The organism is Streptomyces sp. NPDC048718 (genome assembly GCF_043198875.1).
In the GTDB taxonomy this organism is placed as follows: domain Bacteria; phylum Actinomycetota; class Actinomycetes; order Streptomycetales; family Streptomycetaceae; genus Streptomyces.
On record NZ_JBICVG010000003.1, the window covers coordinates 1 to 21,637 of the forward strand.

23 protein-coding genes are annotated in these 21,637 nt (G+C 71.8%); 14 read left to right on the forward strand and 9 right to left on the reverse strand.

What is annotated here, in order from left to right:
- The first annotated feature begins 451 nt into the window (after positions 1-451).
- The 4 genes from ACGFRB_RS05660 (at position 452) to era (ending at position 4,741) form a co-directional block, all read left to right on the forward strand.
- Positions 452-934 (forward strand): hypothetical protein, encoded by a 483-nt coding sequence (locus tag ACGFRB_RS05660; RefSeq protein WP_393239492.1) that lies wholly within the window; start codon positions 452-454, stop codon positions 932-934.
- A 245-nt stretch (positions 935-1,179) separates the two neighbouring features.
- A complete protein-coding gene (locus tag ACGFRB_RS05665; protein WP_393239495.1) occupies positions 1,180-2,529 on the forward strand; it encodes a beta-xylosidase in 1,350 nt (449 codons plus the stop codon).
- A gap of 104 nt (positions 2,530-2,633) precedes the next feature.
- A complete protein-coding gene (locus tag ACGFRB_RS05670) occupies positions 2,634-3,752 on the forward strand; it encodes a WxL protein peptidoglycan domain-containing protein (protein ID WP_393239498.1) in 1,119 nt (372 codons plus the stop codon).
- Positions 3,753-3,790: 38 nt separating this feature from the next.
- Positions 3,791-4,741, forward strand: a complete 951-nt coding sequence (gene era / locus ACGFRB_RS05675; protein ID WP_363006379.1) for a GTPase Era — start codon at positions 3,791-3,793, stop codon at positions 4,739-4,741.
- A gap of 38 nt (positions 4,742-4,779) precedes the next feature.
- On the opposite strand, the gene ACGFRB_RS05680 is transcribed toward era, so the two are convergent.
- Positions 4,780-5,085, reverse strand: coding sequence for a protealysin inhibitor emfourin (locus ACGFRB_RS05680; protein WP_393239501.1), 306 nt, complete (start codon positions 5,083-5,085; stop codon positions 4,780-4,782).
- A 164-nt stretch (positions 5,086-5,249) separates the two neighbouring features.
- The gene (locus ACGFRB_RS05685) at positions 5,250-6,341 is read right to left on the reverse strand and encodes a M4 family metallopeptidase (protein WP_363006375.1); all 1,092 of its coding nucleotides are present in this window, start codon (positions 6,339-6,341) and stop codon (positions 5,250-5,252) included.
- A gap of 323 nt (positions 6,342-6,664) precedes the next feature.
- Here ACGFRB_RS05685 and leuA point away from each other — a divergent pair, with 323 nt between their 5' ends.
- Both leuA and ACGFRB_RS05695 read left to right on the forward strand, forming a co-directional pair.
- On the forward strand, positions 6,665-8,428 hold the full coding sequence (gene leuA / locus ACGFRB_RS05690) for a 2-isopropylmalate synthase (RefSeq protein ID WP_393239506.1): 1,764 nt from the start codon (positions 6,665-6,667) through the stop codon (positions 8,426-8,428).
- 402 nt (positions 8,429-8,830) lie between these two features.
- The gene (locus tag ACGFRB_RS05695; RefSeq protein WP_393239509.1) at positions 8,831-9,523 is read left to right on the forward strand and encodes a TerB family tellurite resistance protein; all 693 of its coding nucleotides are present in this window, start codon (positions 8,831-8,833) and stop codon (positions 9,521-9,523) included.
- A gap of 166 nt (positions 9,524-9,689) precedes the next feature.
- On the opposite strand, the gene ACGFRB_RS05700 is transcribed toward ACGFRB_RS05695, so the two are convergent.
- Complete coding sequence (locus ACGFRB_RS05700; RefSeq protein WP_393239512.1) at positions 9,690-11,063, reverse strand: FAD-dependent oxidoreductase; 1,374 nt, start codon at positions 11,061-11,063, stop codon at positions 9,690-9,692.
- Positions 11,064-11,476: 413 nt separating this feature from the next.
- Here ACGFRB_RS05700 and ACGFRB_RS05705 point away from each other — a divergent pair, with 413 nt between their 5' ends.
- Both ACGFRB_RS05705 and ACGFRB_RS05710 read left to right on the forward strand, forming a co-directional pair.
- A complete protein-coding gene (locus ACGFRB_RS05705) occupies positions 11,477-11,845 on the forward strand; it encodes a PRC-barrel domain-containing protein (RefSeq protein ID WP_363006367.1) in 369 nt (122 codons plus the stop codon).
- Positions 11,846-12,340: 495 nt separating this feature from the next.
- Complete coding sequence (locus ACGFRB_RS05710; RefSeq protein ID WP_393239515.1) at positions 12,341-13,171, forward strand: DUF1206 domain-containing protein; 831 nt, start codon at positions 12,341-12,343, stop codon at positions 13,169-13,171.
- 131 nt (positions 13,172-13,302) lie between these two features.
- On the opposite strand, the gene ACGFRB_RS05715 is transcribed toward ACGFRB_RS05710, so the two are convergent.
- The gene (locus tag ACGFRB_RS05715) at positions 13,303-14,181 is read right to left on the reverse strand and encodes a hypothetical protein (RefSeq protein ID WP_393239518.1); all 879 of its coding nucleotides are present in this window, start codon (positions 14,179-14,181) and stop codon (positions 13,303-13,305) included.
- A 196-nt stretch (positions 14,182-14,377) separates the two neighbouring features.
- The gene (locus ACGFRB_RS05720) at positions 14,378-15,169 is read right to left on the reverse strand and encodes a DUF2785 domain-containing protein (RefSeq protein ID WP_393239521.1); all 792 of its coding nucleotides are present in this window, start codon (positions 15,167-15,169) and stop codon (positions 14,378-14,380) included.
- Positions 15,170-15,526: 357 nt separating this feature from the next.
- On the opposite strand from ACGFRB_RS05720, the gene ACGFRB_RS05725 reads away from it, so the two are divergent.
- The 4 genes from ACGFRB_RS05725 to ACGFRB_RS05740 all read left to right on the forward strand — a co-directional run bounded on the left by ACGFRB_RS05725 (position 15,527) and on the right by ACGFRB_RS05740 (position 18,788).
- Entirely contained in the window at positions 15,527-16,279 is a 753-nt protein-coding gene (locus ACGFRB_RS05725; protein WP_393239524.1) for a dienelactone hydrolase family protein, read from the forward strand.
- 231 nt (positions 16,280-16,510) lie between these two features.
- Complete coding sequence (locus ACGFRB_RS05730; RefSeq protein WP_393239527.1) at positions 16,511-16,744, forward strand: hypothetical protein; 234 nt, start codon at positions 16,511-16,513, stop codon at positions 16,742-16,744.
- 617 nt (positions 16,745-17,361) lie between these two features.
- The gene (locus ACGFRB_RS05735; RefSeq protein WP_393240531.1) at positions 17,362-18,042 is read left to right on the forward strand and encodes a class I SAM-dependent methyltransferase; all 681 of its coding nucleotides are present in this window, start codon (positions 17,362-17,364) and stop codon (positions 18,040-18,042) included.
- An 86-nt stretch (positions 18,043-18,128) separates the two neighbouring features.
- A complete protein-coding gene (locus tag ACGFRB_RS05740; RefSeq protein WP_393239530.1) occupies positions 18,129-18,788 on the forward strand; it encodes an MSMEG_1061 family FMN-dependent PPOX-type flavoprotein in 660 nt (219 codons plus the stop codon).
- Between the two features lie 37 nt (positions 18,789-18,825).
- Here ACGFRB_RS05740 and ACGFRB_RS05745 read toward each other — a convergent pair whose 3' ends face one another.
- From ACGFRB_RS05745 to ACGFRB_RS05760, 4 genes are all read right to left on the reverse strand, one after another.
- Entirely contained in the window at positions 18,826-19,038 is a 213-nt protein-coding gene (locus tag ACGFRB_RS05745; protein WP_363006349.1) for a hypothetical protein, read from the reverse strand.
- A 134-nt stretch (positions 19,039-19,172) separates the two neighbouring features.
- Entirely contained in the window at positions 19,173-19,724 is a 552-nt protein-coding gene (locus ACGFRB_RS05750) for a GNAT family N-acetyltransferase (RefSeq protein WP_393239533.1), read from the reverse strand.
- A complete protein-coding gene (locus tag ACGFRB_RS05755) occupies positions 19,721-20,065 on the reverse strand; it encodes a DUF397 domain-containing protein (protein WP_393239536.1) in 345 nt (114 codons plus the stop codon). The genes ACGFRB_RS05750 and ACGFRB_RS05755 overlap by 4 nt, the downstream gene beginning before the upstream one ends.
- A complete protein-coding gene (locus tag ACGFRB_RS05760; RefSeq protein ID WP_393239539.1) occupies positions 20,047-20,880 on the reverse strand; it encodes a Scr1 family TA system antitoxin-like transcriptional regulator in 834 nt (277 codons plus the stop codon). Before ACGFRB_RS05760 ends, ACGFRB_RS05755 begins: the two co-directional genes overlap by 19 nt.
- Positions 20,881-20,996: 116 nt before the next feature.
- Here ACGFRB_RS05760 and ACGFRB_RS05765 point away from each other — a divergent pair, with 116 nt between their 5' ends.
- Together ACGFRB_RS05765 and ACGFRB_RS05770 are read left to right on the forward strand one after the other, a co-directional pair.
- Positions 20,997-21,305, forward strand: coding sequence for a hypothetical protein (locus ACGFRB_RS05765; RefSeq protein WP_393239542.1), 309 nt, complete (start codon positions 20,997-20,999; stop codon positions 21,303-21,305).
- Positions 21,302-21,517, forward strand: coding sequence for a hypothetical protein (locus tag ACGFRB_RS05770; RefSeq protein WP_393239545.1), 216 nt, complete (start codon positions 21,302-21,304; stop codon positions 21,515-21,517). Before ACGFRB_RS05765 ends, ACGFRB_RS05770 begins: the two co-directional genes overlap by 4 nt.
- Positions 21,518-21,637 lie beyond the last annotated feature (120 nt).

Sequence of the window (21,637 nt, forward strand, 5' to 3'; positions counted from 1 at the left end):
CAGCACCGATCGTGCTCGGCCCACTCGTTCCTCGCGGGCCTGCGCGCGTTCGGCACTGTTCCCCCGACGCACCCCTTCGGCTCACTCGGCCGTACGCAGCAACCCGCACCTAGACGTAACGGCAGGTGCGCGGCCCGCACTCACAGGGACAGGGGGCAGCCCGGTAGTTCTGGCCTCGTCAGGTGCCCGGCCCGCACTCGTGGTGCCTCCGGGGGCGGGCCCGCACCCAGACGTGACGGCATGGAAGCGGCCCGCACTCGCGGGGGCAGGGTGGGCCCGCACTGGTTCGTAACGGTGGGGCGGGCCTGCACGCCCCTTGTGGTCTTGTGAAGAATGCGGGTCAATGGCAGCGGTCCACATGGTGGACCGTCAGCAATCCGTAATCCGCAAGGCACAGTTCACGCAGCGTCCGCACCCCTGCGTTCGTCATCGGAAGGGGTACGACCTCGCCATGAGAATCAGAAGCCGGAGCACTCTCGGGTTCGTCGCCGTGCTGTCCGGGGTGCTCGCCACCGGGCTCACGTGCGCGCCGGGAGCCGCCGCCGTCGCGCCCGGGACGGCCACGGCCACCTACGACTGCGGGATCTGGGGGACGGGCACCGCCAACCTCGCCGCCACGCAGTCCGGCACCTCGGCCACCCTCACCATCACATCCGCCGTCAAGACGCCGGTCGCCGTCGGCGCCGACACGATCAACTCCACCCTGACGCTGGCCAAGGCCGGCGGCGGCACCCGGGTCTTCACCGGGACGAAGAACCCGGCGCTCCCCGCGAACGGGGCGGTGACCATGGGGCCCCTCACCGGGACGGTCGCCGCCGGCGACAGACTCGATTCCTACTTCGCGGGCACCGCGCTCAAGATGGTGATCTTCGGCGTCACGGTGAACTGCGACGCGATCACCTCGCAGTCCCCGGGGCCCTTCGTCTTCAGCTGAGCCGCCCCGGTCGCCCGCCGAAAACCCGATTCCCGGATCCTCCGATCCGCACCCGCCCCACGACGGCCCGTGGCCGCAGGAGGAAATCACCTGCGTCCACGGGCTCTTGCGCGCCCGAAGTGGTTGGACGGGGGGTGGTTCGGCAGCGTATCTGACGGACCGTCAAATGCTTCACCCCGTGTCCCTTGACTTCTTCTGTCCCGGGTCCGTCAATGGCGCCCACTCATCCCTCAGGAGGGGCACTCATGGCACTCGACTCACGCCGTGCGGCGGCCCGAAGACGGCGCCGCCAGGCGGCCGTTCTCGGCGTCGTCGTGCTCGCGGCAGCCGCGGGCGGGGCGCTCGCCGTTCCGGCCGGGGCGGTCGGTACGGCCGCGCGGACCGTGGACTTCGCCACCCACTGCGTTCCGCCGCCGATCGCGGGCATCCCGCCCATCGACGGGACGACGAGCGCGCGGGTCACCGTCGACACCCCCACACCCAAGGTCGGCGATACGGTCACCGTCACCTACACGGTGACGAAGCCCGCCGCCTCCAACCCGGTGGACCTCGCGCTCCCGGCCGACATCATGACGCCGACCGGCAAGGTCGCCCTCGGCGGCGCCCAGTCCGGCGCGGTCGCGGTCACCGGCGAGAAGAAGAACCCGCCCGTTCCCGGCAAGGGCTCCTTCCCGTCCTTCTCCATGACGGGCACCTTCACGGTCACCGCGCCCGGCGCGATCACCCTCTCGCCCGGCGACTACAACATCCACACCAGCTACCTCATGGAGCTGGACACCCCCTGCACCGTCAGTGCCCCGCCCGCGCCGGTCTCCGAGACCGTCACGGCGACCGCCCCGCCCGGCGCGAACGAGCGCGCCCTCGAACTCGCCGCCTCCTCCGGCGCGCCCGGGGCTCGGGTCACCGTCTCCGGCCGGGGCTTCACCCCGCTCGCAGAGATCGTCGTCGCCGGCCGGGCCGGCGCGGCCGAGACCGCCGACCGGATGACGCTCACCACCGACAGCCAGGGCGGCTTCACCGCGCGCCTGAAGGTCAACGACAAGACGACGACCGGGATCGTCGCGTACGAGGGAACGGCCTGGGACCCCGCCAAGGGTGCGGGCCCCGTCGCGTACACGGTCGTCGACGACACCCCCGCCCCACCGAACAGCCAGAGGATCACGGCCACGGTCAAGGCGGGCGAGCTGTCCATGACGCAGGCCGGGGACACCGTCGAGCTGTCCGCCGTCGACTTCGGCCGGGGCGGCGCGGCGACCGGCGCGCTGCGCACGGTGACGGTCAAGGACTTCCGGGGCGGCCCCGCGGGCTGGTCCCTGACGGGCAAGGTGACGGCGTTCACCGGGCCGGGCGGCGCGTCCGTCGACGCGGGCCGGTTCGGCTGGACCCCGGCCTGCGCGACCAGGGCGGGCAGTCCCAGCACCTGCGTGCCGGGCAGCGCCGGGCCGGTCGGCGGCGACGGCGCCACCCTCGCCTCCACCCCGAACGGCACGCTCACCGGCGGCGAGTTCACCGTCGACGCCGGACTCACCCTCGACGTCCCGGCCTTCACCGCGCCCGGCAGCTACGCGGGTGTGCTCACGCTCACTTTGTCCTGAGACCGGGACGGCCGACTGGCCCACCGGCCTACCGACCGACCGCCGAGCGGACCGGGCGCGCACCCGGCCGGCCCGCTCCCCATCCGCCCCGGGGGTTTCGCACCGTGCGCCGCAAGCCGTACGCCCTCCTCCTGAACGCCCTCCTGACCCTCTCCCTCTTCCTCTCCCTCCCGTTCCTCGTGCTGACGGCCGCGCCATCGGCCACCGCCGCCGAGAACGCCGAGTGGGCCGTCTACCCCGCCGCCTCGCGCCTCGGCAGCCGCCCGTACTTCTATCTGACCGCCGACCCCGGGACGACCCTCACCGACCGGGTCACCGTCACCAACAAGAGCGCCGCCCCGCTGACCTTCCTCCTTTACGGTGCCGACGCCTACAACACCGCCCGCGACGGCGGATTCGCCGTCCGCGGCCGCGAGGAGAAGCAGACCGGCGCCGGAGCCTGGATCAAGCCGGCCCGGGAACGGGTGACCGTGCCGCCGCGTTCGGCCGTCACCGTGCCGTACACCCTCACCGTCCCCGCCGACGCCGACCCCGGCGACCACCCGGGCGCCGTCGTCGCACTCGACGAACGGATCGCCCGAGCCGACCCGGCCGGGGGCACCGGCAGGGCTACGGGCGGTGGGACGGTGGCGCTCGGGGTCCAGCGGGCCGTCGGCGCCCGGGTCTATCTGCGGGTCGGCGGCCCGACCGTGCCCGCCCTCGCCGTCGAGGACGTCACGCTCGACCAGGACCGTCCGCTGGTCCCCGGCACCGGCGCGAGCACGGCCGTCGTCTCGTACACCCTGCACAATCGCGGGAACGTCACCCTCAGCCCCAAGGCGGCGCTCCGCGCCCGGGGCCTGTTCGGCCGCACCCTGCTCGCCCGCGACCTGGACGGCCTGCCCGCCGAGCTGCTGCCCCGGCAGAAGATCCGGCTCACCACCCGGTGGACGGGAGCGCCGCAGTTCGACCGGGGCGAGGTGACCGTGACGGCCACCGCCCGGGGTGTTCGCGAGTCGGCGGGTGTGTCCTTCGTCGCGCTGCCCTGGCTGCCGCTGTCCGTGCTGCTCGCCGCCCTCCTCCTGGCGGGAGCGGTCGTCCTGCGGCTCCGCAGGCGCGCCCGCACCGGAATAGGCACCGGCCCGGGCCCCCGGAGCAGACCTCCGACCCCTGCCCCGACCCCTGCCCCGGCCCCCTCCCCGGTCCCGCCCGGACCCCCTCCCCGAAACCCGAAGCGGGACTGAGTACGTGATCGGCCCGCTCATCGGCGACAATGGCGTCCATGAGCGCGCGCACTGTCGAAACCGATGAGAACACCGCCCCCCACCGGGCGGGCTTCGCCTGCTTCGTCGGGCGCCCGAACGCGGGCAAGTCCACCCTGACGAACGCGCTCGTCGGCCAGAAGGTGGCGATCACCTCGAACCGGCCGCAGACCACCCGGCACACCGTGCGCGGCATCGTGCACCGCCCGGATGCCCAGCTGATCCTTGTGGACACCCCCGGCCTGCACAAGCCGCGCACCCTGCTCGGCGAGCGGCTGAACGACGTCGTGCGCACCACCTGGGCCGAGGTCGACGTGATCGGCTTCTGCCTGCCCGCCGACCAGAAGCTCGGCCCCGGCGACCGTTTCATCGCCAAGGAACTCGCCGAGGTCAAGAAGACCCCCAAGGTCGCCATCGTCACCAAGACCGACCTCGTCGACTCCAAGACCCTTGCCGAGCAGCTGATCGCCATCGACCAGCTCGGCCGTGAGCTGGGCATCGAGTGGGCGCAGATCGTGCCCGTCTCGGCCGTCGGCGACAAGCAGGTCCAGCTCGTGGCCGACCTGCTCATCCCGCTGCTGCCGGAGTCCCCGCCGCTGTACCCGGAGGGCGACCTCACCGACGAGCCCGAGATGGTGATGGTGGCCGAGCTGATCCGCGAGGCCGCGCTCGAAGGCGTACGGGACGAGCTGCCGCACTCCATCGCGGTCGTCGTGGAGGAGATGCTGCCGCGCGAGAACCGCCCGGCGGACCGCCCGCTGCTCGACATCCACGCCAACGTCTACATCGAGCGCCCCAGCCAGAAGGGCATCATCATCGGCCCCAAGGGCACGCGCCTGAAGGAGGTCGGCATGAAGTCGCGCAAGCACATCGAGGCGCTGCTCGGCACGCCGGTCTTCCTCGACCTGCACGTGAAGGTCGCCAAGGACTGGCAGCGGGACCCGAAGCAGCTCCGCAAGCTCGGCTTCTGAGCCCCGCCCCACTCACACACCCGCGGACACGCGGCCTCTCACGCGCCCTCGGCGAGGACCTTCCTCACCAGGGCGCGTTGTGCGTCCGTGAGGTGCGGATCACGGAAGCGGACGGTACGGCTCCCGTCCCCATCCCGGTCCCCGTCGATCGTGATCTCGTACGAGAAACCGTCCGGTACGCCCTGACCGCCCGCACCACCCTCGCCTCCGTCCCCGCCCTTCCCGGCGACGACGGCCTCGGCCAGGTCGTGCAGTTCGGCCGCGTCCGCACGGCCGGCGGTGTCCACCTCCGCCGACCGTTCGATCCCCGCGAAACCACCTGTGCGCCGCACTCGAATCAGCATGCGCCCTGTCTACCTCACGACGACGGCCGAGGGGCCCCGATGGCTCCGACGGCCGTGGTGACCCCGACGGCCCTCCGGTCTCGACCGCCCTCCGGCCCCGACGGCCCTCCGGCCCCGACGGCCCTCCGGCTTCGACGTCCTGCGGCCCCGACGGCCCCGGTCCCTCAGCCGGTCGGAACCCCGACCGTGGACCACGCCTTGAGGACCGCCTCCGTTTCGGCGCCGCCGTCCCCGAAGAGCGTGCGCGCCGAGGCGACCGTGGCCCGCGCGAACTCGGCGAAGGTCGCCTCCTCGCCGAGCGTCCCGCCCGTCATCACGTCGTACCAGATCTTCCCGGCCCGCTCCCACGACGAGCCGCCGAGCTCGGTGGCCAGCAGGTAGAAGGCGTGGTTGGGGATGCCCGAGTTGACGTGCACGCCGCCGTTGTCGGCGCTCGTGCGGACGTAGTGGTCCATCGTCGCGGGCTGCGGGTCCTTGCCGAGGACGTCGTCGTCGTACGCGGTGCCCGGAGCCTTCATGGAACGCAGCGCCACGCCCTTGTCGACGGCCGGCCCGAGCAGGCCCTCGCCGATCAGCCAGTCCGCCTGGGCCGCCGTCTGACCGAGCGCGTACTGCTTGACGAGCGAGCCGAAGACGTCGGACACGGACTCGTTGAGCGCGCCGGACTGGCCGTAGTAGGCGAGGTTGGCGGTGTGCTGTGTGAAGCCGTGGGACAGCTCGTGGCCGATCACGTCGACCGGGATGGTGAAGTCGAGGAACAGCTCCCCGTCCCCGTCGCCGAAGACCATCCGCTGGCCGTCCCAGAAGGCGTTGTCGTACTTCCGGTCGTAGTGGACGCTGGCCGGCAGCGGCATGCCGGAGCCGTCGATGGAGCGGCGGCCGTAGACCTTGTGGAACAGGTCGTAGGTGGCGCCGAGGCCCGCGTACGCGCGGTTGACGGTGGCGTCCTTGCTCGTGGGGTCGCCCTCGGCGCGTACCCGCTTGCCGGGCAGGGTGGTGCGGTGCTGGGCGTCGTAGATGGTGCGCTGCGGATTGTCGGCGGCGTCGGAGCCGGTGTCGGCACCGGAGGCGGCGGCGTCGGCGGTGAGCGAGACCCGGGCGGTGCGGTGCGCGGCGTCGGCCGCGAGGGTGCGCCGGGCGGCCTCGGCGTGAGCCGGGTTCGAGGACTCGGACAGTCGCGTCAGGATGTGCGGCGGAACGATCGCGCAGAAGACGCGTGGGCGGGATCCCGGCCAAGGCGTCAGATGGTGAGTCATATCAGCAATGTGGCACCGCGTGGTGCATCTGTCACGACCTGCGACGAGGATTGGTGAAATGGAGTGATGGGTCACCTTTTCCCCTTGACAGCGCCCGCTGTCCGCATACTGGAACGGTCGTCCAGGTCCACGAGCCCCTCGGCTACAGTGACGCGCATCATGCGTTTCGGGCTGCTTCTCCTTAGCTGCCGCGGCGAGGGCCTGTAGTCGTAGGCCGACCCCCTCCCCGCGGGTTTCGGTGTTGCGTTCGACAGTCGGCCTCCCTCACGCTCGGTCCCCGAGCAGAGGGGAACTCCACCGCTGGATCCGAGGAGCCCCACGCAATGAGCCAGTCCGTCTTCGCCGGCCGACCGACGCCGATCACCAACGCGACGCACACCCAGCGCCCCTCCGGCATGCCGGTGCACAAGTACGGCCGCTACGAGGCCGTCGAGATCCCGGACCGCACCTGGCCCGACCGCCGGATCACCAAGGCCCCGCGCTGGCTCTCCACCGACCTGCGCGACGGCAACCAGGCCCTGATCGACCCGATGAGCCCGGCCCGCAAGCGCGAGATGTTCGATCTGCTGGTACGCCTGGGCTACAAGGAGATCGAGGTCGGCTTCCCGTCCTCCGGCGAGACCGACTTCGCCTTCGTCCGCTCCATCATCGAAGAGGGCGCGATCCCGGACGACGTCACGATCTCGGTCCTGACCCAGGCCCGCGAGGACCTGATCGAGCGGACCGTCGAGTCCCTGGTCGGCGCGAAGCGCGCCACCGTGCACCTGTACAACGCCACCGCGCCCACCTTCCGCCGGGTCGTCTTCCGCGGCTCGAAGGACGACATCAAGCAGATCGCCGTCGACGGCACGCGCCTGGTGATGGAGTACGCGGAGAAGCTGCTGGGCCCCGAGACGGTCTTCGGCTACCAGTACAGCCCGGAGATCTTCACCGACACCGAGCTGGACTTCGCCCTGGAGGTCTGCGAGGCGGTCTGCGACGTGTGGCAGCCCGGCCCCGGCCGCGAGATCATCCTCAACCTGCCCGCCACCGTGGAGCGTTCGACGCCGTCCACGCACGCGGACCGCTTCGAGTGGATGTCCCGCAACCTGACCCGGCGCGAGTACGTCTGTCTGTCCGTCCACCCGCACAACGACCGGGGCACGGCCGTCGCGGCGGCCGAGCTGGCCGTCATGGCCGGCGCCGACCGCATCGAGGGCTGTCTGTTCGGGCAGGGCGAGCGCACCGGCAACGTCGACCTGGTCACCCTGGGCATGAACCTGTTCTCGCAGGGCGTCGACCCGCAGATCGACTTCTCGCAGATCGACGAGATCCGCCGGACCAGCGAGTACTGCAACCAGATGGAGGTCCACCCCCGCCACCCGTACGCGGGCGACCTCGTCTACACCGCCTTCTCCGGCTCCCACCAGGACGCCATCAAGAAGGGCTTCGACGCCATGGAGGCCGACGCGGCCGCCGCCGGCAAGACCGTCGACGACATCGAGTGGGCGGTCCCGTACCTGCCCATCGACCCCAAGGACGTCGGCCGCTCCTACGAGGCCGTCATCCGCGTCAACTCGCAGTCCGGCAAGGGCGGCATCGCGTACGTCCTGAAGAACGACCACAAGCTGGACCTGCCGCGCCGGATGCAGATCGAGTTCTCCCGGATCATCCAGGCCAAGACCGACGCCGAGGGCGGCGAGGTCACGCCGGGGGCGATCTGGTCGGTGTTCCAGGACGAGTACCTGCCCAACCCGGACAACGCCTGGGGCCGGATCCAGCTGCGCTCCGGCCAGTCCACGTCCGACACCGACGGCACCGACACCCTGACCGTCGAGGCGGTCGTCGACGGCGCCGAGACCGTGCTGACCGGCTCCGGCAACGGCCCGATCTCCGCCTTCTTCGCCGCACTCCAGGCCATCGGCGTCGACGCCCGGCTGCTGGACTACCAGGAGCACACGATGAGCGAGGGCGCGTCCGCGCAGGCCGCCTCGTACATCGAGTGCGCCATCGACGGCCGCGTCCTGTGGGGCATCGGCATCGACGCCAACACCACCCGCGCCTCGCTGAAGGCGGTCGTGTCGGCGGTCAACCGCTCGGCGCGCTGACCCGGCGCCTTCGCGCTGACCCGGCGTCTTCGCGGCGAAGCCCGTACGGAACCTTCCGTGCGGGCTTCGCGCGTGAGGGGCCCGGTGTGACGGGCCCGTACGGCGGTCCGTACAGCTGTCCGTACGGCGGGCCCGCCGGGCGGGCGAGGTGGCCTATACGCCGGGTTCTGTACGCCGTATCCCGTACGACCGGTTCTCGCGAGGCCCGCACGCGCCCCGTAGCGGCACACTTGTACGTCTTGTCACTCGATCTTGTAAGAGCCCGTACGGGCCGGGCGGGGCCCGGCAGGTCTCGGCCATCTCCCCGCCGTTCTGCCGACGGGGTACTGACGCGGCTTCGCCGATGTGGCTAACATCACGCCAACGCCGGCAGGGGCGCCGGCGTGGCGAGGGAGGTGCGACGTGCGGGCAGCGCGGAGGTCACGGGAGCGGAGCAGGGTTCTCTGCGGAATCCGCACCTCCTGGAACACGGTCGGCGACGGCGAGTTCTTCTGCGAGGAGTGCGGCGGTGACCGCAACTACCGCCGCCGGACCGGCCGCCGCCGGTTCGCCGTCCTCGGCGTACCGCTGCTGCCCCGGGGCCAGGCCGGCCCGGTCGTCGAATGCGCCTCCTGCCACCACCACTTCGGTACGGATGTGCTGACGCACCCGACCACCAGCCGTTTCTCCGGGCTGCTGCGGGACGCGGTGCACACCGTCGCGCTCGCCGTCCTCGCGGCGGGCGGCACCACCTCGCGCGCCGCCCTGGACGCCGCCGTCGCGGCCGTACGGGCGGCCGGATACGCGGACTGTACGGCGCCGCAACTCGTCGACATGGTCGACGGACTCGCCGCCGACACGGGCCGCTACCTGCCGGACGCGCACAGCGGGGGAGCGGCCCTCGCCATCGAACTCCATGAGGCCCTCGAACCGCTCTCCCCGCACCTGGCCGCCGCCGGCCGCGAGTCGATCCTGCTCGACGGCGCCCGTGTCGCCCTCGCCGACGGCCCGTACACCCCGGCCGAGGTCGAGGTCCTCGGCATCGTCGGCAACGCGCTCACCCTGTGCGCCGACGACACCGCCAGGCTGCTGGCGACGGCCCGTACGGTGGGCTGAGCGCGGTCCCCGATGGCGGGGATCCGGCGGGCCCGGGCCTCACGGACCCCGGACACGACGGAGGCGGGCCGCCGGAAACCCGGCCGGCCCGCCCCACCGGCGCCCGTGCGCTCCGTACGTACGCCTGTGCCGTCCGTACGTCCGCCGCGCTTGTACGCCTGTACGCCTACTTCGGCGTGACGGCCTCGCTCGCGCGCAGCATGTCCTCGCGCTCGACGATCTTCACGCGCGCGCGGCCCTGCGGCTCGCCCAGCGCCTTCTCGGCGGCGTCGAGCTTGTACCAGCCCTCCCACGTCGTGTACGTGAGGCCCTTGCTCTCCAGGAAGGCCACGACCGCGGCCTCCTCCGGGGACTCGGGGGAGAGCAGCCGGCCGTTCGCGTGGTCGTCGAGCAGGTTGGCCACGGTCTCGTTGGCGTCGCCCTTGGTGTGGCCGATGAGGCCGACGGGGCCGCGGCGGATCCAGCCGGTGACGTAGGTGGAGGGCATGGGAGTGTCGCCCTCCATGACCCGGCCGCCCGCGTCCGGGACCGTGCCGGTGGCGACGTCCCACGGCAGCTTGGGCAGCTCGTCGGAGAGGTAGCCGACGGCCCGGTAGACGGACTGGACGTCCCAGTCGGTGGTCTGGCCGGTGCCCTTGACGTTGCCGGTGCCGTCCAGCTCGGTGCGCTCGGTGCGCAGGCCGACGACCCGGCCGTCCTCGCCGAGGATCTCGACGGGGGCCTCGAAGAAGTGCAGGAAGAGCTTGTGCGGGCGGTCGCCGACGTCGCGGATCGCCCAGTTCTCCAGGGTCTTGGCGACCATGTCGGTCTGCTTGTTCTTGCGCCGCTCGGCGATCGAGCCCTCGTCGTAGTCGATGTCCTCGGGGTTGACGATGACCTCGATGTTCGGGGAGTGGTCCAGCTCGCGCAGCTCCATGGGGCTGAACTTGGCCTGCGCCGGGCCGCGGCGGCCGAAGACGTGGATCTCGGTGGCCTTGTTGGCCTTGAGGCCCTCGTAAACGTTGGCCGGGATCTCGGTCGGCAGCAGCTCGTCGGCGGTCTTCGCGAGGATGCGGGCGATGTCGAGGGCGACATTGCCGACGCCGAGGACGGCGACCTTCTCGGCCTCCAGGGGCCAGGTGCGCGGCACGTCCGGGTGCCCGTCGTACCAGGACGCGAAGTCGGCCGCACCGTACGAACCGTCCAGCTCGACGCCCGGGATCCGCAGCTCGCGGTCGGCCATCGCGCCGGTGGAGAAGACCACCGCGTCGTAGAACGCGCGCAGGTCGTCGAGGTGCACGTCGGTGCCGTAGTCGATGTTGCCGAAGAGGCGGACCTGCGGCTTGTCGAGGACCTGGTGGAGGGCGGTGATGATGCCCTTGATGCGCGGGTGGTCGGGCGCGACGCCGTAACGGATCAGGCCGAAGGGAGCGGGCATCCGTTCGAAGATGTCGATGGACACGCCCGGCTCGGCAGCGGCCTCGGACTTCAGCAGCGCGTCGGCGGCGTAGATACCGGCGGGGCCGGCGCCGACGATCGCAACCCGGAGGGGGCGGGGCATGTCTGGATTCCCTTCACACAAACGAGGTGGCGGCGCAGCCGCCGACACTTAGGCCAGCCTAAATAACACGGAAGGATGATCAGTACCCGCCCCCGGCCTATGGCCCCATAAGGTTGACTTATGGGTTCCCAAAGGGAGCCTCGGGATCCTTCCCAGGATGCCACGCACCCCGGGGCGCGTGGCATCCGTGGTCGCGTCCTCGCGTCCTCGCGTCCTCGCGCACCGCCGCGAGGCCCGGCCGGTCGGGGGCCGTCCCTCGCCGCGCCCCGGCGCCGGCCCGGCGGGCGTGACCCGGTCGAAAAACGACCGCATAGGTCCCCGAGGGCGGGGCAGGCGGCGTTCAAGCGGGAAACGGCCCGCCGCGACAGACGAACGTCTGAGCGTCCGAACGTCTACCGGAGAGGTTGGATTACGTGACTGCGTACGCGTGGAGCTACAAGTCGACCGCGGGTCACCTGGCCGGCACCGAGTTGACCGGCTACAAGGTGGAGGCGACCGACGGCAGCGTCGGGAAGGTGGACAAGCACTCCGACGAGGTCGACGACGCCTATCTGGTCGTGGACACGGGGGTCTGGATCTTCGGCAAGGAGGTGCTTCTCCCGGCCGCCACCGTGGAGCGCATCGACGTGGACGAGCGGAAGATCTTCGTCAACCTGACCAAGGAGCAGATCAAGGGCGCGCCCGAGTTCTACCGTGACGATCACCTCGGCGACGCCGAATACCGTCGCGAACTGGGTGCCTACTACGGACTAGGAGGCCCCTTCGGGGGCCGGTTCATCTGAGCCCGCACGCGCCGCCGCCCGCGGACGGGGCCCGCACGGCCCTGTTTCCCCTGGGCGCGGCAGCCGCTTCGGGCAACGGAACCGGAAGCCGGTATCACCGTTCCATCCGGTGGTGCCGGCTTCCGGGCCGTCCCGGCACCCGCGCGAGGCCGAGCGGTCTCATGCCGCGGCGGCTTCATGCCGCGGGCCGGTGGCGGGGAGGAGGCCACCGGGCGGCCTGCCGCCGCACGATCCGCGACGCGGCGCGCGCGGGGCCGTCCGGGAGCGTGCTCGTGCCGGCCCGCGCCGTCGTCCCGGGTGGGGCCGTCCTCCCGCGTATGAGCACGGAACGCGCCCCCATCTGCCTGGCCGCCCGATCGTCTGTCCGCTGTGCCCCGCCTGACCGTGCGAGAAGCGGCCCAGCCGGGGTTCGGCCAGGGCCCGGCGGGGGCTCGTCCGGGGCTCGGCCCGCGGTGGCGGGGAAGCCGGACGGTCCACCGAGAGGAGCGAGGCGAGATGACCACGGCGAGGCGGAAGGCCGGCCGGATGGCGAGAGCGGGCCGCCGTGACGCCGTGCGGGCGGCCGCACGAGCGGGTTTCGCGGCGCAGGGTGTGCTCTACCTGCTCATCGGGGTGCTGGCCGTACGCGTCGGCCTGACCGGGTCGCGTGAACAGGCCGACCGGGGAGGGGCCCTCGCGCAGATCGCCGGGACGCCGTTCGGTGCCGTCCTCCTGTGGGCGCTCGGCGTCGGGCTCGCGGGAATGGCGGTGTGGCGGCTGTCGGAGGCGGTCTTCGGCGCGGCGGGCCCCGAGGGTGACCGCGCACGCGAACGCGCCCTGTCCGCCGGGCGCTGTGTCTTCTACACCGGCTCGGCCTTCCTCGTGCTCTCCTTCGCGGCGGGGCAGCGGGGAAGCGGGGCGGGCGCGACCGACCGGAGGAGCCGGGACCTCACCGGCCGCCTGCTCGAACTGCCCGGCGGCCGGTGGTGGGTCGGCGTGGTGGCCGTGGGCGTGGTGGCGGCCGGACTGTGGATCGCGGGCAGGGCGACCCTGCGGAAGTACCGGGAGCACCTGGCGTGGGGGCGTCTGACGACGTACCAGCGCCGGTTCATGGACGTGACCGGCACGGGTGGCGGTATCGGACGCGGACTGGTCTTCGCCGCGCTCGGCTTCTCCGGGGTGAAGGCGGCGGTGACGTTCGACCCGAAGGAGGCCAAGGGCATGGACGACGCGATCCGCTCGTTCGCCCAGCTTCCGACAGGCCCCTGGCCGCTGCTGGCGGTGGCGGCCGGCCTCGTGTTCTTCGGGGCCTTCTCCTTCGGCCAGGCGAAGTGGCGCGAAGTCTGAGCCGCCCGCCGGCAGGGCGTATACGACGGTCCCGTCCGTGAGCGCCCGCACCCGCGCGGCACCCGGCACGCGACCCGGAGAAGACCGGCGGGCGGGCCACCCGCCCGCCTGCGCGCTGAACGGCGTCGGCCCTAGAAGACCCCGGCCAGGAAGACGGCCATCATCGCCACCGCGTTGAGCGCGCAGAAGGCGAGGAAGGCGCCGAACCCCGCGTTCAGCCGCCGCGTGGCCGGAAGCTGGAGCGCCACCACATCCGACGGATCCCGCGCGTCGTACGCGACCGGCACGGCGGGCGCCTCGCCCCAGTGGGCCAGGACCCGCCGGATGCCGGTGGGGTCCTGGTAGAGGTACGCGCCCGGCTCGGCCATCTCCGCGACGGTGGTGACACCGCGCTTGACCAGGCGCCGCTCGCGGCGCCAGTTCCCCAGGAGGTAGCCGCCGACGCCGAACCCGGCCGTGGCGATGAAACCGAACGGCACCATGGCGAGGGCCGTGCCCGCGTCGCCCGCGACGAGGGCGGCCACGCTCATGACGGCCATCAGGCCCTGGCAGCCGAGTACGAGCCACTTGATCCGGTGCAGGAACCGCCGGCGCCAGGCCGGCCGCCGGGTGCGCAGGACGACGAGCGCGGCGCCGTCGATCTCCTCGGCGGCCTCGCCCTCGTTCTCGCCGTCCCGGCTGTCCTCGCCTTCTTCGCCGCCCCCGCCGTCCCCGCTGTCTTTGTGTCCCTCGCCCTCCCCCGGCTTGGGCAGCAGCGCGTTCACGCCCTTGGTGAAGAGGGTCGCGGAGACCTCGCTCACGTCCTCGATCCGGTACACCAGCGGTTCCGCCCCGGCTCGGGCCCGCAGCTCGACGGCCACTGCCCGTTCCTCGGCCCGCACCCGCGCGACGGCCCTGAGGCGGATCGTCAGTTCCTCGCCGGGCCGCTCGAAGACCAGGCAGTCCGGCTCGGCGGACAGGGTGGCGCCGCCCCGGCCCTGGAGGAGGGGTATCGGATTCAAGATCGACATGACGGGAGAGTAGGTCCGGAACCGGAGCTACCGGGAGGGCCGCACGACGGAATCCCGGAGTGTGGAGGGGGCATGGGGCTCCGTGCGAGGTCCCGTGCGGGTTTCCGCCCGGGCGGCGGTTCGGGGGCGTCGTCCGAGGCGGCGGGAATCGGCGGAACCGGAGGGGCCGGAGGGGCTGGATGAGACCCGCCCCCGGTCAGCGCCTGACGATCCGGTCCAGCGTGACGGCCAGGGCCGCCTTGACCGCGGCGCCGTGGCGCAGGGGCTCGGCGGGCGAGTCGAAGGTGGCGCGTACGCCCCGGTCGGCGAGGACGTAGAGCTGGCGCAGGGTGCGCAGACAGTTGCTGATGTGGGCGGCCACCGGGGTGCTGACGCGGTCGGAGCCGAAGCGGTCGGCGATCGCGTCCAGCCAGGCGGTGGAGTCGTCGGCGCTCAGGTCGGCGCGGGTGAGGACCCGGCCGATCGCGCGGGCGAGGCGGTCGTCCTCGAACTGGTCGTAGACATGGTCGGTGGGCGCCGTCAGCCGGGCGGCGGCGAGGTCGAGCATCCGCGTCGGCGCCACCTCGGGGTGGAGGCCGAAGGAGGCGAGCAGATCGGCGCCGTGCGCCACCGCGTGCAGCCAGCCGAGGGTCTCGTCGTGGCCGCGCAGATCCTGTTCCGCCGGGTACCAGCGCGCGAACGCGTCCACCCAGCCGGCCTTGAAGTCCCCCGCGCCCACCAGCATGTCGAGGACGAGGGGAGCGAAGGTACGGGCCTCGGTACGCGGATCGGCGAACCGGGCGGCCATCTCGTCCCCCAGTTCCAGCCGCCGCTCGGGCCCGATCGTCCCGCGCTCTATCCAGGTCGCGAGAACGCCGTAGGACGCGCCGTCCCGGATCGTCGGGTCGGGGTCCGCCAGGGCGCGGGAGAGTTCGGCCACGAGGTCGTTCAGGGGCCGGTCGCCGGGTACGGCGTAGTCGGCGGCTTCGATGCTGTTCCAGTCGATCACGGCCGAAGGGTAGGCGCTCGCGGCCCCGCCTGTACAAGGATTTTCCGGGTGATTTCCCGTGAATCCGTGAACTGCCGCGCATAAAGCGGCAGTTACGGTTCCAGTCGGTCTCCATGCGTTCCATCGGCGGAGGGGCGTCCTGGATTCAGGGTCGCTACGGGTCCGCCACCAGGGGGAACCTTCGCCACGTGGAGAAAGGCGCGGTGGGCCGGGCCCGGGGCGGGCTAGGGTCTGCCCGCTCCCGCCGCCACCGGACACGGATGTCGAGGGAGCGGACATCGGCGAGTTCAGCGAGTTCGGCGATTCGGCGAGTCCGACGGCTTTCGACGACGTTCGACCACGACAGGAGAACGACTCATGCCCACCCAGACGTTGCGCGTCCCCACCCCCGACGGCCAGGCCGACGCCTTCGCCGCCTACCCCGACGGCGGCGGGCGCTATCCGGCCGTGCTGATGTACACGGACGTGTTCGGCGTGCGGCCCGTGCTGGAGGAGATGGCCCGCGAACTGGCCGGCCACGGGTACTACGTCCTTGTCCCCAACTTCTACTATCGCCACGGCCCGGCGCCGGTGGTCGAGCTTCCCGCGTTCATCGCCACGAAGAGCCGGCCCGAGATCTTCGCCGAGCTGGTCCCCCTCCTCAGGGAGAGCGTCACCCCCGAACACGTCCTGCGCGACGCCGAGGCCTACCTGACCTTCCTCGCCGGCCGACCGGAGGTCGCCGAGGGTCCGGTCGCCGTGACCGGCTACTGCATCGGTGCCATGCTCGCGCTGAGCACCGCCGCCGCCCACCCCGACCGGGTGGCCGCCGTCGCCGGTTTCCACCCCGCCGCCGTGGTCAACGAGGAGCCCGACAGCCCGCACCTCCTCATTCCCGCGCTGGCCGCCGAAGTCCATCTCGGCCTCGCCGAGGGCGACATGACGCCGGAGATCACCCGCACGCTCTTCGCCGCCCTGGACGCGGCGGGCGCCCGCGACACCTGCGAGATCTACCCGGATACGACCCACGGCTTCACCATGGCCGACACCGAGGCGTTCAGCCCCTCCGGCCTGGAACGCCACTGGGAGCGGCTTCTCGCCCTTCTCGGCCGCACCCTCGGCAAGAGCTGAGCCGCACCGGGCCCGGCCGGCCGCTGGGCCGCGGCGGCCCGCCTGAAGGCCGCCGGCATCACCGCACCCTGGGAGCTTCGCGTCACCTCCGACGCGTCCCCGCTCGACGCGGGCACATGGCCTCTGTTCTGGGCGCTCCCGCCACGCGACGCCCGGCCCGCGGCCGACCGGCACGCGGTCGACGCGGCCGATGCGGTCGACCAGTACGCGGCCGAGCTGGCCCAGTCGGCCGTGATCGGCACAGCCGCGCTCGCCGGGAAGGCCGACTGCCGGCGGGCGGGGGCCGTTCCCACGGGCTGGGCCGCCCCGGCGATCGGCATGAACGAGAAGACCGTGCGGCAGTCGATGCCCGACGGCGAATGGACCGCGCTCCAGGAAGTCCGCCGTCTTTCGGCCAAGCAGCAGCTCGACTGGTTCGGCAAGGTCGCGGTGAGCCGGGAGTCCTGCTCCGGGGGCGCCTCGTGAACCGCTACGCGCTCGTCGTACGCCGCTGGTGGACCGTCCCCGCCGCGCTCGTCCTGCTCGTGCTGACGAGCGGCACGGTGGGGGCCGACGAGGTTCCCGTACCGAGTCTGAACGGCGGAATGGCGGGGGCCCGCGTCACCTACTTCACCCCCGTCATCGCCGTCATCGCGGTCATGTACTGCCTGGACCGGCGGCTCCTCGCGGCGGAGACCACGGCCGTCGTCCCCGTCCACCGGCTCGACCAGGGCGCCGTCGCCCTCACCGCGCTGCTCGCGCACGGCGCCGGCCTCGTGGTGGGCATGGACGTCGCCCGCAACGTCACTCTGCTCCTCGCCCTCGCCCCTCCTGGTCCGGCGGCTCTCGAACGAGGCCGCCGCGACCGTGGCCGGACTCGCGCTCCTCATCCTCAGCCTGATGCTCGGCCGCGCCCCACGACGCCGGCGGCCACGCGACCCACACCTGGTGGGCTCTCGCCCTCTATCCGGCCCGCAGCGCGGGGGCATGGCTGGTGTCGGCCGGTCTCTTCCTCCTCGCGCTGGGGCTGTCGGCTTCGAGGCGCCCCAGTCTCACGGCGGCGTGAGCACCGCCCGGGCCCGGTGGGCGTAGGGTGCGGCCCCATGGCCGAGATCACCAAGCCCGCCGGGCCTGCCGAGTCCGCCGGGCCTGCCGAGCCCGCCTACCTCGCGGCGGTGCGGGAGTCGTACGACACCGTCGCCGCCGCGTACGCAGAACTCGTCCCGCCACCCGCCGCGTTGGACCCCTTGTCCCGGGTCATGCTGGACGCCTTCGCCGAGGAGACGGCGGGCGAGGGGCCGGTGGCGGATGTGGGGTGCGGGCCCGGGCGGGTCACCGCGTACCTGGCGGAGCGCGGCGTACAAGCCCTTGGTTTCGACCTGTCCGGTCGGATGGCCGAACTCGCGGGCAGGGCCTACCCCCATCTGCCGTTCGCCGTCGCCTCGATGACCGCGCTGCCCGTCCGCGACGGTGCGCTCGCCGGCCTCCTCGCGTACTACTCCACCCACCACACCCCGCCCGCGCTCCTGCCGGACGTCTTCGCCGAGTTCCGCCGCGCACTGGCGCCCGGCGGGCTGCTGATGCTCGCGGGGCACATCGGTACGGGGGAGCGCCGCAGGCCCACCGAGGCGTACGGCGGACTCCCCGTGTCGTACGAGTCCCACCGCCTGCCCGCGGCGCGGATCGCCGCGCTCCTGGAGGCGGCGGGGCTCGCGGTCACGGCGCGGTTGGAGGAGGAGCGGTACGTGACCTTCAGGGCGAAGAGGCGGACGGTGGCCGGGTAGCGCGGCCGAGGCATCGTCCCGTGCTCGCCCTGCCCGTGCCCGTCGGGCAAGATCCAACCGCGGGCCGGTCCCCATAGGGTCGGGGCATGACGACACCCCCTGATGACAATGTCTTTGAATCGCTCCGCCGCGACGCCGTGCGCGACCAGGAGGAGTTGCGCCAGGTGTACGAGCTTCCCGGCGCCGGGGCCAGGCGCAAGCAGATGTCCGAACTCACCGCGCAGACGCGGCGGTTGATCGGCTGTTCCTCGCTGGTCATGGTCGCCAGTACGGACGCCGAGGGCAACTGTGACGTGTCACCGCGCGGCGGCCCCGCCGGGTTCGTCGCCGTCCTGGACGACCGGACGCTGGCGATACCGGACGCGACCGGCAACAAGCGGCTGGACACCTGGCAGAACGTCCTCGCCACCGGGCGGGCCGGGCTGCTGTTCCTCGTCCCGGGGCGCACCACGACGCTCCGGGTGAACGGCCGCGCCTGTATCTCCACCCGGCCCGAGCTGCTGTCGCAGCTGACCGCCGTGGGCAAGCCGCCCGCCAGTGCGCTGGTGGTGGGCATCGAGGAGGTCTACCCGCACTGCCCCAAGTCGCTGATGCGCGGCGCGGCTTGGAAGCCGGAGGAGTGGTTGCCCGCGGACGCCCAGCCGACCTCGGCCGAGGTGACCCTGGCCCAGTTGCGGATGCCGGAGCTGACGATCGCCGACATCAAGCGGATGGAGGCGGAGTCGCTGAAGTACCGGTACGAGTAGGGGCCACTCGCCCCTGGAAGGAGTGGGGGGCGACCCGTCAGTGGTCGGGAGCGGAGGGGCGCCGTTCGCCCGTCCTGATCCAGTGCCAGGTGACACCGCAGACCACGAAGGGTCCGACGAGCATGGAGAGCATCCACAGGCCCACGCTCGCGGGGGAGTAGATGTAGTAGGGCCACGGCTCGGGCAGGGGTGCCGGGGCGAGCAGAAGCACGATGAGGATGCCCCAGGTGCTCAGCACCGCTGTCGCCATGCGTCCGAGCAACGTCGGGTGGTCCTCTCCGTGTTCTTGCGCCAGTGGAAAGGATGCTAGGGCAGGCGGTGGGATGAGTTCGCGGCGGGTGGATCGGGTGGAGCGGGTGGGGCGGGTGCGGCGGGCCGTGAGGCTCAGTGGGAGGGGGAAGCGGCCGGGCCGGGGCGGTCGAGGTGCCAGACGCGGGTCTCGACGCCGTCGTCCAGGACGGGTGTCGGCAGTTCGGTGAAGCCGAGGCGCGCGGGAACGGAAGCGCTGGCGTGGTTGTCGACGTCGTGGGACACGATGATCCGCGCGACGTCCGGCATTCCGAACGCCTGCTCCACCAGGGCCCGTACCGCCCGCGTGGCCAGCCCGCGGCCGGTGGCGGCGGGGTGCAGCCAGTAGCCGATCTCGTACGCGTCACGCGGGATGTGGTCGTACTGGTGCAACTGGCAGGCGCCGGCGATCACTCCGTCGAGGACGATCGCGTACGTGTACTCGTTCTGTCCCCATCGTTCGACCCGCCGGGACAGGAACGTCGCCGTCCACTCCGGGCTGTACACCTCGGTCCAGGAGATCCACGGTTCGAGGTGGTCGAGTGATTCGCCGATGACCCGGTGGAGTTCGGGCAGATCCCCCGGGTCTTCCAATCGGCGCAGGACGACGTTGTCGTCCAGTCGTATTCGGGGTGAGGGGGCTGTCACGCCTTCACTCCGTCGACGAAGGCCACCCAGACGGCCTCCGGGACGACGAGGGCGGGACCGCCGGGGACCTTGCTGTCACGGACGGGGACCACACCGGGGAGGCCGTCCAGGACCTCGACGCAGTTGCCGCCGGATCCGTTGCTGTGGGAGCTCCTTCGCCAAGTGGTGCCGGTGAAGTCATAGGAGACCTCCACGCAGTCGCCCCCTTCACCGTTGCTGTAGGAGCTCTTGCGCCAGGCGGCGTTGGTGAAGTCGTAGGAGACCTCGACGCAGTCGCCGCCGTGCCCGTTGCTGTAGGAGCTCTTGAACCAGTGGGCGCGGGTCAGGTCGTACTGACGCATCGTCTGAATTCCTCCGCCGCCGATTCGATCAGGGCCAGGGACGCCTCCGGCGACAGCGCGGCGGCCCTGAGCAGATCGTAGGCGCGCTGTGCCTCCTTCACCACCGCCGGATCGTCGAGGAGCGTCCCCGAGAACTCCGTTTCCGTGTAGGCCACCGGCGGTTGATCCGCGAAGTCCATGAGCTTGAGCGAGCCGCCCATGGAGGCGTGTGCCCCGGTGTCCCGCGGCAGCACCATGACCAGGAGCCAGCGGTTACGGATCAGCTCCGCGATGTGCTCCAACTGACGGGCCATTACCTCGGGTCCACCCACAGGGGTGAGCAGGGTGTTCTCGTGTACGACGACCCAGTACTCCGGGCGTGTTTCGTCTTGCAGTATTACCTGCCGATCGATTCGCGAACTGACCTTCTCCTCGACGTATTCCTCCGAGGCGAACGGGTTTGCCGCGATCGTCACCGCTCGCGCGTACTCCGCCGTCTGGAGCAGCCCCGGCACGACGGTCGGTGCGAACTCGCAGAGCTTTGTCGCCTGGGTCTCCAGCTCGGCCACGTCGTTGAAGTAGGTCGCGTACGGTGAACCGTTGACCAGCTTGCGGCACGTCCGGGCGAAGATGCCGTCGGTGCGAAGCACCGCGTCGATGCGCTCGGCCACGTCGAGCTGGGGCTTTCGTACGGCCTCCTCGAACAGGCGGATGTAGGTGCCGGAGACGAACACCCGTACACCCAGCTCGTTCCGGCTGAGGTTCGCCGCTTCGCGCCGTTCTTTGAGGAGTTCGCCGAAGAACTCCCAGACTTCTCTGTTCTTGGCTTTGGCCATGGATTAACTCCCATCTGGCACAGCACTGTTGTGCTCACAGCGCGTATCCCGATTCTACGGATCGTCCTCCACTCTGGTTGCCTCAAGCGGGAATTGAACCGGAAAGGAATCGGTTGATGGAAAACGACAACATGCGATCGACGGAGGAAGTCTGTGAGGCGGTGAGGGAATTGGGTGACGCGCTCGAACGGGTCGGGAGCACCCTGCCGTCGCTCGGCCTCGACGCGGTCACGCTGGGCGTGGATCCGCCCCGGGCGCCGCTGGTCGACCTCGGGCGCTGCCCGGCGGATACGGCGCGGCAGCTGACCGAGGCGCTTCTGAAGGTCTACGCGGACTGCGCGCCCGACCCGATGGGCCTGATGGGTTCGTCGGGTCCGGCCGGCTCCGTCGACGCGAGGCACGGGAAGGAAAGGGGGCGGGGATGAAGCCGCCCGTCGGCTCGTACGTGATCGACACGATTACGGGCAAGGTAGGAACCGTCATGGGGCACGAAGGCCCCTACCTCCAGGTGCGGCCCATCGGCGGCGGCCGGGAGTGGGACTGCGAGCCGGACAGCGTGCGGGTGGCCACCCCGGCGGAGCGGCTGAGCGCCTCGACGGCGTACGTGAATCGCCGCAGCCGGGGCGAGGTGCCCTGACGGGGCCGCATCGAACGGGCCGCCTCCGTCGCTCCGCCGGAAACGCGGAAGGGCCTGCGGGGAATGTCCCTCCCCGCAGACCCCGTTCATGCCGGGTCCAGGTCCCGTGCCCCGCGTTTC

Coding starts and splice junctions, on each gene's coding strand:
- ACGFRB_RS05660 (WP_393239492.1), top strand. CDS start 452: ATGAGAATCAGAAGCCGGAGCACTCTCGGGTTCGTCGCCGTGCTGTCC.
- ACGFRB_RS05665 (WP_393239495.1), top strand. CDS start 1,180: ATGGCACTCGACTCACGCCGTGCGGCGGCCCGAAGACGGCGCCGCCAG.
- era (WP_363006379.1), top strand. CDS start 3,791: ATGAGCGCGCGCACTGTCGAAACCGATGAGAACACCGCCCCCCACCGG.
- ACGFRB_RS05680 (WP_393239501.1), bottom strand. CDS start 5,085: ATGCTGATTCGAGTGCGGCGCACAGGTGGTTTCGCGGGGATCGAACGG.
- ACGFRB_RS05685 (WP_363006375.1), bottom strand. CDS start 6,341: ATGACTCACCATCTGACGCCTTGGCCGGGATCCCGCCCACGCGTCTTC.
- leuA (WP_393239506.1), top strand. CDS start 6,665: ATGAGCCAGTCCGTCTTCGCCGGCCGACCGACGCCGATCACCAACGCG.
- ACGFRB_RS05700 (WP_393239512.1), bottom strand. CDS start 11,063: ATGCCCCGCCCCCTCCGGGTTGCGATCGTCGGCGCCGGCCCCGCCGGT.
- ACGFRB_RS05710 (WP_393239515.1), top strand. CDS start 12,341: ATGACCACGGCGAGGCGGAAGGCCGGCCGGATGGCGAGAGCGGGCCGC.
- ACGFRB_RS05715 (WP_393239518.1), bottom strand. CDS start 14,181: ATGTCGATCTTGAATCCGATACCCCTCCTCCAGGGCCGGGGCGGCGCC.
- ACGFRB_RS05725 (WP_393239524.1), top strand. CDS start 15,527: ATGCCCACCCAGACGTTGCGCGTCCCCACCCCCGACGGCCAGGCCGAC.
- ACGFRB_RS05735 (WP_393240531.1), top strand. CDS start 17,362: ATGGCCGAGATCACCAAGCCCGCCGGGCCTGCCGAGTCCGCCGGGCCT.
- ACGFRB_RS05740 (WP_393239530.1), top strand. CDS start 18,129: ATGACGACACCCCCTGATGACAATGTCTTTGAATCGCTCCGCCGCGAC.
- ACGFRB_RS05745 (WP_363006349.1), bottom strand. CDS start 19,038: ATGGCGACAGCGGTGCTGAGCACCTGGGGCATCCTCATCGTGCTTCTG.
- ACGFRB_RS05755 (WP_393239536.1), bottom strand. CDS start 20,065: ATGCGTCAGTACGACCTGACCCGCGCCCACTGGTTCAAGAGCTCCTAC.
- ACGFRB_RS05760 (WP_393239539.1), bottom strand. CDS start 20,880: ATGGCCAAAGCCAAGAACAGAGAAGTCTGGGAGTTCTTCGGCGAACTC.
- ACGFRB_RS05765 (WP_393239542.1), top strand. CDS start 20,997: ATGGAAAACGACAACATGCGATCGACGGAGGAAGTCTGTGAGGCGGTG.
- ACGFRB_RS05770 (WP_393239545.1), top strand. CDS start 21,302: ATGAAGCCGCCCGTCGGCTCGTACGTGATCGACACGATTACGGGCAAG.